Below are 10,895 nucleotides of genomic sequence, written 5' to 3'. Positions count from 1 at the left end.
GCAACCATCCCCCGGTATCTTTTGTATACATAATATTATTACCGTTCCTTAAACGTTTTGTGAAAAAAAGAACAACCTATAAAATAGGTTGTTGATCAATCATCATCAGTAGTGAAATCGCAGGTTAATGTTCCTTCTATAACCTCTTCTAATGCCTTCCCTACAGGTTTATTGGATTGAGACTGGACTATACTTGTTTCTGGTGATTGTTGAATGATACGTGCACGCTTTGCTGATAACGTTACTAATGTATACTTTGAATTCAACTTCTCCATTAGAGAATCAATTGATGGATATAACATTTATTTTACCTCCAGTATTCTTAAATATTGTTGTTTAATTCGATCTTTCTTACAATGTTCAGCAATCGATATCGCTTTGATACGGTCACAAGCAGCTTGGATTTCATCATTTTCAACGACATAGTCGTAGTGATCCATCATTTCTAATTCTTCCTTAGCAACCTTCATACGGTTGTCAATTAATTCTTCTGTTTCAGTTCCACGACCGACAATTCGATTGCGTAATTCGTCTAAACTAGGTGGAGCTAAGAAGATAAATACCCCTTCTGGGACAAGCTTTCGAACTTGCAGTGCACCTTGCACCTCAATTTCAAGTAATACATCTTTACCATCCGCTAATGTTTTCTCTACATATTGAAGTGGCGTTCCATAATAGTTCCCTACATATTCAGCATGTTCTAACAATTCATTTTGCTCAATCATCTTTTCAAACTCATCACGGGATTTAAAGAAGTAATCTACCCCATCTTCTTCGCCTTCCCTAGGCTTACGAGTTGTAACAGATATTGAAAATTCTAACCCGTCCCATTGTTTACGTAAAGAACGATTAACAGTACCCTTTCCTACTCCGGAAGGTCCTGATAATACAAATAAAATGCCTCTTTCTTTTTTCATTTCTCCCTACACCTCTGTCAATCTCTATTCTTCAGTCAGATCTTCCTTATTCAATAAACGTTGTGCCACAGTCTCAGGCTGGACAGCTGATAATATGACATGATCACTATCTGTAATAATCACTGCACGTGTTCTTCTTCCATACGTTGCATCGATTAATTTATGCTGTGTTCTAGAGTCTGTAATAATTCTTTTAATAGGCGCAGACTCAGGACTAACAATTGAAATGATTCGATTGGCCGACACGATATTCCCAAATCCGATATTGATTAACTTAATATTCATGGTTACCTCCTGGCTATCTATATCTAGCGTATCCAAGTTTCAAAGCTTACAATCATTAAGTAGTGTTGTTATTCAATGTTTTGTACTTGTTCCTTAAGCTTCTCTATCTCACTCTTTAATTGTACAACATTCTTACTTATTGAATAGTCATTCGCTTTCGAACCAATTGTGTTGCTTTCTCGATTCATCTCCTGTACAAGAAAATCCAACTTCCTACCAACTGTACCATTCTCCCTCAATATATCATGAAACTGATTCACATGGCTTTTTAATCTAATCAATTCTTCTTCAATATTACTTTTGTCAGCAAACAAAGCAATTTCAGATAATATACGGGATTCATCAACATCCACGTAGGCATCGGTCATTTCTTTCATACGTTTATAAAGGCGTTCTTTATATACGTTTTGAACTTCTGGTGCATGGTTTTCAATATCATCTAGAATTTCCGCTACAAATTTCAGTTTATTCTGGAGGTCAGCATGGAGATGCTTCCCTTCCTCTTCTCTCATCTGACAGAGTTTGTTTGTCGCTTGAGTAACACAATCCAAAACTTGTTTAGCGAATGAATCGGAAACATGATCTTTCTCTTGAATAGTGACGATATCTGGTAAAGTTAGCATTTGATTATAAGGGATAGACTCTTTCACACCATACCGATTGTGTAATTTCCCCTGGGCAGATATGTATTGATCTAACAAGTTCCAGTCTACTCTTAGTTCCCTTTCGATCCCTCTTTCACCATCGACACTAATCCAAACATCTACTTTACCACGATTTATGTATTCATTCACACATCGTTTTACTTTATCTTCAATAATTGAAAGTTGCCTTGGTAGGCGGACATGCACCTCAGAAAATCTGTGATTAACTGACCTAATCTCTGTTGTGATCGAATAGTGCTCATTTTCATTAACTGCTCTTCCAAATCCCGTCATGCTCTTTATCACGTTATCACTTCCATTGTACTATTCTATACAATTTTACATCAGTGAACAAGAATATGAAAGAAATAGAGAAAGAGAATACAAAATGAAGATAATTCCTCCAACAAAAAGACCAATCCCCACAATTAATACTTTGGGGATTGGCCGACCACGAGACACTTTATTTACTTTGTAAACTTATACTTAGCTTGTTTCGTTTGATTGAATATATGTGAACCAGCTAAGGCAAAGGTTGGTAGACCTGCCATACCAATAACGAGCATCCATTCTCGTACATTCAAACTAATTGTGTGGAAGATAGGCTGTAACGGCGGATAATAAATGACAACGATTAATAACGCAATTGATGACAATACAGCTAACACGAGATAAATGTTGCCAAATGGATTCCTGTGAAATACTGATTTCTCGCTCCTACAATCAAATACATGGATAAGTTGTGCCATAACCAAAGTTGAGAATGCAATCGTTTGTGCGCGAACAAGGTTTTCAGGATTTTCGTAATAAGCAATTGCAAATGCAATTATGGTAACAACGCCTATTAGAAAACCTCTACTAATGATTTTCCATCCTAAACCTCTTGAAAAAACACCTTCGGTCGTCCCCCTAGGAGAGCGTTTCATCACATCTTCTTCGGCACTGTCGATGCCAAGAGCCATTGCTGGTAAACCATCTGTCACCAAATTAACCCAAAGAATTTGTATTGGGACTAGTGGTAATGGTAATGACATCAGCATCGCAAATAACATAACCAGTATCTCCCCAACATTAGATGCAAGGAGATATCGAATAAATTTCCGGATATTTTCGTAAATGTTTCTTCCTTCCTCAATCGCTGAACGAATTGTAGCAAAGTTATCATCTGACAATATTAATGAAGACGCTTCCCTTGCAACATCTGTCCCTGATTTCCCCATTGAAATCCCAATATTTGCAGCCTTGATTGCGGGTGCATCATTTACCCCATCACCGGTCATAGCAACAATGTGACCATTGTTCTGCAACGCTTTAACAATTTTCAATTTATGCTCTGGAGAAACTCTCGCAAACACATATACCTCATCCACAACGCTTTCAAGCTCTTCTACAGACATCGCAGCAAGTTCATTACCCTCTAAGACCTTCCCATGATCAGGTAACATGTTTAATTGTTGCGCAATCGCTCTGGCAGTTACAATATGATCTCCTGTAATCATTACAGTCTTAATGCCTGCCTGTTGGCAATCCTGAATGGATTCAATTGCCTCAGGTCTCGGTGGATCAATCATACCTTGTAAGCCTATAAGTGTCAGATTTGTTTCTGCTTCAAATGCCGTTGATACTTGTTCTCCATTCTTTAAAGCACGGTAACCGACTGCAATTGTCCGAAGCGCTTTATTTCCCATATTTTCAATTGTATGATGGACATCCCTCTTCCGATGGTCATCCATAATAGAACTTCTGTCGTTCCATAAGATCCGTTCACTTCTCGATAGAATAACATCAGGTGCACCTTTCGTAACAATGTATCTTTGATGATCACTCGTTTTCACCAATACACTCATCATTTTTCTTTCCGAGTCAAAGGGAAATTCTTCAATGATCTCATAAGTTTGAGTTAAACTTTCTTTACTAAGACCTGCTTTCAAACCTGCTATCAACAAGGCAACTTCGGTAGGGTCACCCTGAATGTCGTTTGTAGACCTGCTAATAGACGCATTATTACAAAGTACTCCAAATGTGAGTAGTTGTTTAAGTGCAGGAGATTGTTCAACATCAATCAATTGGTTATTCGTTGTGAAGTCACCTGTTAGATCGAAACCAGTCCCCGAAACCTTCCAAGACTTCCCTCCACTCCACATTTCAGTAACCGTCATTTTATTCTGTGTAAGCGTGCCCGTTTTGTCTGAGCATATGACGGTGGCACAGCCTAATGTTTCCACGGAAGGAAGCTTTCTTACAATCGCTCTTCTTCTAATCATCTTCTGTACACCGAGTGCAAGTGCAATGGTAACGATGGCTGGTAACCCTTCTGGAATCGCCGCTACTGCAAGTGAGACTCCAGCTAGAAACATTGTATATAAGTCTTGTCCTTGTAGAACCCCCACCACGACGACGAGTGCAGTCAATGCTAACGCAACGAGTATTAAAATTTTACCAAGTTGTTCGAGTCTTTTTTGTAAAGGGGTTTGTAGTCCTTCTTCACTCGTTAGCAGATGAGCGATCTTACCCATTTCGGTGTTCATACCAGTCGACACAACAATACCAACACCTCGACCACTCGTCACCATCGTCCCCATGAAGCACATGTTTTCCTGGTCACCTAATGATTGATCACCTTGTAATGAGGTGTGTGCATTTTTTTGTGAAGGAATGGATTCTCCGGTTAATGCTGATTCCTCTACAGATAGCGACTTCGATTCAATAAGACGGATATCTGCTCCGATCCGGTCACCAGCTGAAAATCTGATCATATCGCCAGGTACAACCTCTTTAGAAAGTATGGTGTTCCATTCACCTTGCCGCAAGACCTGTACTTTTGGACTGGATAATTGTTTCAATGCATGCAAGGATCGCTCTGCTTTTCGTTCTTGGACATACCCCAAAATACCATTCACAAATACGATAAGCATAATCGCAATGGCATCCATGTACTCCCCAAGAATACCTGAAATTAATGTAGCCACTAATAACACGAGCACCATGAAATCTTTAAACTGGGATAAGAAAACGATGATCGGTGACAACCGTTCTTCTTGCTGAAGTTCATTGGGACCATAATCGTTCAATCGCTTCTTAGCCTGCTTTTCTGTTAGACCCGTACTTAAATTTGTCTGAAGCTCATTCTCCAACTCGTTTGCCGAGAAAGTGTACCATTTCATCCTTCCACCCCGTTTTAAACCTTCTTATACAAGCCATCTATATTCAGGATTGTCCCAAAAAATGCTATAATGGAACGGATATTTATGATTCACCACTTACAAACTAGGATGTTTGATATAATATTGGCTTTGCACGATAAAATTAGAGTTTTGCACGATAATGCGCAATCTTAGCTCTATAAATCAACCATTGGAGTGAACCTAATATGTCTTTTGACGGAATTATGACAAGAGCGATCACACACGAATTAAAAGAGCAGGTCGCTCAAGGAAAAATCACAAAAATTTATCAACCCTTCCCTACTGAACTCATCCTTGTAGTTCGTTCTAAAGGAAAGAGCCACAAAATCCTGCTCTCAGCGAACGCCAGTTATCCGAGGGTACATTTGACCGAACAACAATATGAAAATCCAAAAGTCCCGCCTATGTTTTGCATGCTGTTAAGGAAGCATCTAGAAGGAGGCGTTATTGACCAAATTGAACAACCCGGCATGGAACGGATGATTATCTTCCATGTTGCTGCACGAAACGAAATTGGCGATATTACTCATAAGCGCCTTATTATCGAAATTATGGGAAGACATAGTAATATTACTGTTATTGACGCAGACACAAATCAAATACTTGATTGTGTCAAACATATTCCACCATCCCAAAATCGCTACCGTACAATGCTGCCTGGTAGCACATATATGTTTCCACCTGAACAGGATAAACTAAATCCACTTGAAACAGATGAAGAAACGTTTATTAGAAAGCTAGATTTCAATTCTGGAAAGATCGATAAACAAATTGTTCAACAGTTTGAAGGGATTGCACCGCTTGTCGCAAACGAAATCATCGCTCGAACAAAACTTGGTGATCGCCAGTCCTTGTCACGATCTTTTGTAGAACTAATGAATAACGTGAATGAGCATGTTTATAAGCCTCAAATGATCTTAACTGAAACGAAAGAATATTTTTCGGTTGTGGAGCTCACTCACATTAAAGGTGAAAGATCAGAGTTTACAAGTGTCAGCACAATGTTAGATCGTTTTTATTTTGGAAAAGCCGAAAGAGATAGGGTGAAGCAAAGAGCATCAGATCTAGAAAAGTTTTTACGAAATGAATTGAAGAAGAACCAACATAAGATTCCGAAGCTGAGATCAACATTATCAAATTCGGAAAAAGCTGATCAATTCAAGCTTTACGGAGAATTGATTACTGCAAATATTTATCAATTAGACAGGGGAATGAATAAGGCTGAGGTTCAAAACTTTTATGAGGAAGAAGCACCTTTAATTACCGTACCATTGGATACTCAAAAAACGCCTTCTGAAAATGCACAGCATTACTTCAAGAAGTACAACAAACTTAAGAATTCAATTCAATATATTCAACAACAGTTGAAAGAGACCGATGATGAAATTCGATACCTTGAATCTCTACTACAACAACTAGAATCAGCATCAGCAAGTGATGTAGAAGAAATAAGAGAAGAACTTGAAGAAGGACATTATTTGAAGAAACGCAAAAACGTACGTAAGCGAAAGAAGAATGACAAACCATCCATTGAAAAATATCTTTCTTCTTCCAATGTAGAGATCTGGGTAGGGAAAAATAACAAACAAAATGATTACTTAACAAACAAATTCGCAAATGCGTATGACATATGGCTTCATACGAAAGATATTCCAGGATCACATGTCGTCATCAGAAATAGTGAACCAGATGAAACGACCATTATGGAAGCAGCGAATATAGCAGCCTACTTCAGTAAGGCTAAGCATTCGAGTTCTGTTCCTGTGGACTACACACATGTCAAACATGTTAAAAAGCCAAGTGGTGCGAAACCTGGTTTTGTAACGTATGACAATCAGAAAACCGTCCATATTACACCCGATGAGAATCTAGTCTATAACCTGCGTCATAAGTAATACTTTTTCACCTTGACTGATATCGTGGAAGGAAATCATTGACGAATAGGTTTAAATTTCCGCTATTAAGTGAATTATACTTTTAAGATAAACGATAAGTGAAATTCAAAACCCGATCTCAGAAAGGAAGTTTTATTATGATTCGTACCATCTTAATGATTATTGGAGCAATTGTTGTTATTAGCTTTATTGTAAACATGTTATAATCAATAACTTCTAAAAATAAAAGAGGATGATCGTTACCTAATCTACTGGTAGACGATCATCCTTTTTCATTTAGATGACTGCTGTCGTTATCATAGCTAGGCCACCTAGAACCTCTTCATGAGAAACACTACTTGCACCTAAACCCTTTAATATATCTGTTAATTGTTCTTTAGAATAACGATGTCTTCTAGTGGAGACATTTGACCATTTCAGAAGTGCAGTTTGCTCAAATCCTTTGATATCATGCTCTTTACTGTACATAAAAGCATTCTGTTGATTCATGTTCACACTAGGGTTTAACATCGTAATCGTGCCACCAGTCTTTGTTACACGAACCATTTCCTTTAATCCGATCTCAGGTTCTGGTAATAAAAACATGACACATGTTGATAAGCTTACATCGAAGCTCGCATCTTTAAACGGTAAATCATATGCATCTGCTAATAGAAAGCTAGATTTATTAGCTCGATTATGTAGAAAGAAGTTCTGTTTGCTCGCTTTGATCATTTCTGATGACAGGTCTACGCCAGTCAAATGCTCCGCCTCTTCTACTCCTTTAAGCAGTAAACGGCCCGTACCACACCCAATATCAAGTACTTGTGCACCTTTCCAGCTACCAGATTGTTCCTTCAAACGATTATGGATTGAAGTTAACCAGCTCGTTCTAGCCATGCTATCAAAAAAGGATACAAGCTGATCAAATTCTTCTCCGTTCATTTTTCTCAAGTCTATTCACTCCAGAAACTTTATTTCGCAACCGCTCTCGACCAAGATTCTGGATCATTACACCAAACATGCAAATGCTCTACTGATTCTTCAGAAACTTTCTTTTCATTGACGGCTACATGTATTAATGTACTAAAATCTGTAATGGTTTGCACGTCCATTTGAGCATTTTTGATTGCTTCTTTACCTTTTTGCAATTCATAAGTGAAAATTGCAGCACATCCTAGCACACTAGCTTCAGCTTCATTTAAAGCTTTCATAGCCGTTAGAGCGCTTCCTGCTGTAGAAATCAAATCTTCAATGATGACTACCTTGTCCCCTTTGTTTATTTTCCCTTCAATCTGAGACCCTGTTCCGTGGCTTTTAGGTTTTGAGCGAACATAGACCATAGGTAGGTTCATCCGTTCTGCGACAAGTGCTGCATGAGGAATCCCTGCAGTAGCTGTACCTGCAATGACATCCACTTCCGCATAATTAGAGCGGATTATCTGAACAAAGTAGTCTGCAATTCTGGATCTGATCTCAGGGTGTGAGATAATCAAACGATTATCACAATATATAGGTGATCTCAAGCCTGATGACCACGTGAACGGTGCATCAGGATTTAATGTCACCGCTTCAATATCAAGTAAATATTTAGCGACTTGTCGTTTCATAAGAAGTCCCCCATTCCTCTTTTATGAATTGGTAGGTTTGAAATGGATCTTTTGCTTTTGTTATCGATCTACCTACAACAATGAAATTGCTCCCTAGTTTTTTTGCTTCTAAAGGTGTGGTTACCCGCTTCTGATCATCTAACCGATCTCTCTCCGTACGTATTCCTGGTGTAATCGTCAAGAATGATTCGCGACAATTCCTTCTTACGAGTGGTACTTCAAGAGGCGAACAAACGACTCCGTCCAATCTAGCTATTTCTGCTTGAGATGCTAGTTTAGTCACAGATTGTTCAACAGTTCCTTGAATAGATAGCTCACTGTTGATGAACGCAGTCGTGCTACTCGTTAATTGCGTCACAGCGATACATTTGGGGCGATTGTGAAGTGATCCTTCTTCAAGACCTTCTATTGAACGCTTCATCATCTCTACCCCACCCATCGCATGAACATTAACTAAATCTACTTCTAATTTAGCTAAGCCTTTCATCGCTTTATAAACGGTTGTCGGTATATCATGAAGCTTCAGATCCAAAAATATATGATGTCCATGATCTTTAAGCATTCGAAGGAGATCGGGACCTTCTTGATAGAATAATTCCATTCCAACTTTAACGAACAATTCCTCGCCACGAAAAGAAGAAAGGAACCGGTTCACTTCCTCTTTAGATGAAAAATCTAGCGCGATAATGATGGGCTGTAGCAAGATTTCCAGCTCCTTCCGATCAAATCGCTAATGTGATCGATCCGTTTCTCAGACATGATTTCATGTAGCTCCTCAATGATCTCTGGACAAACGTATGGATTAACAAAATTAGCGGTGCCTACTGCAACTGCACTAGCACCAGCTAAGAAATATTCCAGCACATCTTCTGCGGAATGGATCCCACCCATTCCAATAATCGGTATAGATACGCGCTGACTTACTTCATAAATCATGCGAATCGCTACAGGTTTAATTGCAGGTCCTGACAAACCACCAGTACGGTTGGCAATTACCGGTTTTTCCGACTTTAAGTCAATTCTCATCCCTAACAAAGTATTGATCATCGATAATCCATCTGCACCTGCTTGCTCCACTGCTACAGCTATCTCAGTGATATCTGATACATTCGGTGATAGTTTGACATAAACAGGGACTTCAGAGGCTTCTTTAACAGCTTTTGTTAAGGCAGCAGCAATGTTTGGATCCGTGCCAAATGAAATACCGCCTTCTTTTACATTTGGACAAGATATATTCAACTCGATGGCAGTCACATTTGGAGCTTTAGATACTTGTTCTGCTACTCTTACATAATCTTCAGTCTTTGTCCCCGCAATATTTGCTAAGATCGGCACATCATATTCTGATAGAAAGGGTAATTCTTTATTAATAACATTTTCTAAGCCAGGGTTTTGTAGTCCAATTGCATTTAGCATACCTCCTGGTGTTTCAGCGACACGTGGAGTCGGGTTCCCAAATCTCATTTCCTCGGTTGTAGCTTTTATAGCAATTGCCCCTAACTGGTTAAGGTTGTATAAATCGGCAAATTCTCTACCAAACCCAAAACATCCCGAAGCAGGCATGATTGGATTTTTCATGGATAGTCCAGGTAACTGGATGGCTAGTTTACTCATAGCTGAATCACCCCTTGTGGAAATACTGGTCCATCTGAACACACTTTCCTGTATTCATGACCAGTGGAATCATTCTTAACCGGACAGACACAAGCGAAACATGCGCCGATCCCACAACCCATTCGTTCTTCAAATGAGTAATAACCACGGTTTGGATTCATTTGTTCTTCAATTGCTTTCATCATCTGTGTCGGACCACAAGTAAATAGTACATCAAAAGCTGGATTTTCATGATTAACGTAATCAGTAACAAAGCCTTGATAACCTAATGAACCATCAATGGTCGTTACTGCTGTTTCACCAAGTTGTTCAAATTTATTGACATAGAATGCATCTTTACGAGTAGCGAACCCGAGTATATGTTTCACACGAACATTTCGCTGAACAAGTTGTTTGGAAAGATAATAGAGAGGGGGGATCCCTATGCCACCCCCTATTAATATCGCAGTTTCCCCTTCTACTACCGAATGTAATGGAAAACCATTGCCTAGAGGGCCGAGTACATCCAGGCTGTCACCAACCCTTTTGTTTGATAATAGCTTTGTACCTTCCCCTTCAGCTCGGTAGAGTATTGTACATCTTTTCTCTTCAAGGTCCACATCACATATACTTATTGGTCTCCTAAGGAGGGGGATAACCTGATCCCCTACCCGAATATGGAGAAATTGCCCTGGTTCTGTCATCTTCGAAACCAATTCTCCTGTGAATGTCATCTCAAAAATTTGATTAGCAATCTGTCTATTGTGGACAATAGTCATCCGTTCTT

The 10,895-nt window shown here is 39.1% G+C and carries 11 protein-coding genes; 1 reads left to right on the top strand and 10 read right to left on the bottom strand.

Going from position 1 to position 10,895, the window contains the following annotated elements:
• Positions 1–95 precede the first annotated feature (95 nt).
• The 5 genes from rpoZ to L2716_RS04835 all read right to left on the bottom strand — a co-directional run bounded on the left by rpoZ (position 96) and on the right by L2716_RS04835 (position 5,010).
• A complete protein-coding gene (gene rpoZ / locus L2716_RS04855) occupies positions 96–302 on the bottom strand; it encodes a DNA-directed RNA polymerase subunit omega (RefSeq protein ID WP_236332316.1) in 207 nt (68 codons plus the stop codon).
• Positions 303–917, bottom strand: a complete 615-nt coding sequence (gene gmk / locus L2716_RS04850; RefSeq protein ID WP_236332314.1) for a guanylate kinase — start codon at positions 915–917, stop codon at positions 303–305.
• Between the two features lie 24 nt (positions 918–941).
• Positions 942–1,202, bottom strand: coding sequence for an extracellular matrix/biofilm regulator RemA (gene remA / locus L2716_RS04845; protein ID WP_225065642.1), 261 nt, complete (start codon positions 1,200–1,202; stop codon positions 942–944).
• Between the two features lie 68 nt (positions 1,203–1,270).
• On the bottom strand, positions 1,271–2,152 hold the full coding sequence (locus tag L2716_RS04840) for a YicC/YloC family endoribonuclease (protein ID WP_236332312.1): 882 nt from the start codon (positions 2,150–2,152) through the stop codon (positions 1,271–1,273).
• Between the two features lie 161 nt (positions 2,153–2,313).
• Positions 2,314–5,010, bottom strand: a complete 2,697-nt coding sequence (locus tag L2716_RS04835) for a calcium-translocating P-type ATPase, SERCA-type (RefSeq protein ID WP_236332310.1) — start codon at positions 5,008–5,010, stop codon at positions 2,314–2,316.
• A 206-nt stretch (positions 5,011–5,216) separates the two neighbouring features.
• Here L2716_RS04835 and L2716_RS04830 point away from each other — a divergent pair, with 206 nt between their 5' ends.
• On the top strand, positions 5,217–6,926 hold the full coding sequence (locus L2716_RS04830) for an Rqc2 family fibronectin-binding protein (RefSeq protein ID WP_236332308.1): 1,710 nt from the start codon (positions 5,217–5,219) through the stop codon (positions 6,924–6,926).
• 276 nt (positions 6,927–7,202) lie between these two features.
• Here L2716_RS04830 and L2716_RS04825 read toward each other — a convergent pair whose 3' ends face one another.
• Genes L2716_RS04825 through L2716_RS04805 form a run of 5 tightly spaced genes read right to left on the bottom strand, consistent with a single transcriptional unit; the run spans position 7,203 to position 10,887 of the window.
• Positions 7,203–7,850: a class I SAM-dependent methyltransferase gene (locus L2716_RS04825; protein ID WP_236337799.1), complete on the bottom strand. Its 648-nt coding sequence runs from the start codon at positions 7,848–7,850 to the stop codon at positions 7,203–7,205.
• Between the two features lie 29 nt (positions 7,851–7,879).
• Positions 7,880–8,515 (bottom strand): orotate phosphoribosyltransferase, encoded by a 636-nt coding sequence (gene pyrE, locus L2716_RS04820; RefSeq protein WP_236332306.1) that lies wholly within the window; start codon positions 8,513–8,515, stop codon positions 7,880–7,882.
• Positions 8,496–9,218 carry an orotidine-5'-phosphate decarboxylase gene (pyrF, locus tag L2716_RS04815; protein WP_236332305.1) on the bottom strand — a complete coding sequence of 241 codons (723 nt, stop codon included), beginning with the start codon at positions 9,216–9,218 and terminating at the stop codon, positions 8,496–8,498. Before pyrF ends, pyrE begins: the two co-directional genes overlap by 20 nt.
• Positions 9,191–10,129, bottom strand: a complete 939-nt coding sequence (locus L2716_RS04810) for a dihydroorotate dehydrogenase (protein ID WP_236332303.1) — start codon at positions 10,127–10,129, stop codon at positions 9,191–9,193. Before L2716_RS04810 ends, pyrF begins: the two co-directional genes overlap by 28 nt.
• Positions 10,126–10,887, bottom strand: a complete 762-nt coding sequence (locus L2716_RS04805; RefSeq protein ID WP_236337798.1) for a dihydroorotate dehydrogenase electron transfer subunit — start codon at positions 10,885–10,887, stop codon at positions 10,126–10,128. The genes L2716_RS04810 and L2716_RS04805 overlap by 4 nt, the downstream gene beginning before the upstream one ends.
• Positions 10,888–10,895 lie beyond the last annotated feature (8 nt).

Source organism: Pseudalkalibacillus berkeleyi (assembly GCF_021608225.1).
Classification (GTDB): domain Bacteria; phylum Bacillota; class Bacilli; order Bacillales; family Fictibacillaceae; genus Pseudalkalibacillus; species Pseudalkalibacillus berkeleyi.
This window is presented reverse-complemented; position numbering and strand designations above follow the sequence as displayed.

Excerpts from the sequence above, each read along its gene's own strand:
- L2716_RS04810 (WP_236332303.1), bottom strand. The coding sequence starts at position 10,129 with ATGAGTAAACTAGCCATCCAGTTACCTGGACTATCCATGAAAAATCCA.
- L2716_RS04805 (WP_236337798.1), bottom strand. The coding sequence starts at position 10,887 with ATGACTATTGTCCACAATAGACAGATTGCTAATCAAATTTTTGAGATG.
- gmk (WP_236332314.1), bottom strand. The coding sequence starts at position 917 with ATGAAAAAAGAAAGAGGCATTTTATTTGTATTATCAGGACCTTCCGGA.
- rpoZ (WP_236332316.1), bottom strand. The coding sequence starts at position 302 with ATGTTATATCCATCAATTGATTCTCTAATGGAGAAGTTGAATTCAAAG.
- remA (WP_225065642.1), bottom strand. The coding sequence starts at position 1,202 with ATGAATATTAAGTTAATCAATATCGGATTTGGGAATATCGTGTCGGCC.
- L2716_RS04830 (WP_236332308.1), top strand. The coding sequence starts at position 5,217 with ATGTCTTTTGACGGAATTATGACAAGAGCGATCACACACGAATTAAAA.
- pyrE (WP_236332306.1), bottom strand. The coding sequence starts at position 8,515 with ATGAAACGACAAGTCGCTAAATATTTACTTGATATTGAAGCGGTGACA.
- L2716_RS04835 (WP_236332310.1), bottom strand. The coding sequence starts at position 5,010 with ATGAAATGGTACACTTTCTCGGCAAACGAGTTGGAGAATGAGCTTCAG.
- L2716_RS04825 (WP_236337799.1), bottom strand. The coding sequence starts at position 7,850 with ATGAACGGAGAAGAATTTGATCAGCTTGTATCCTTTTTTGATAGCATG.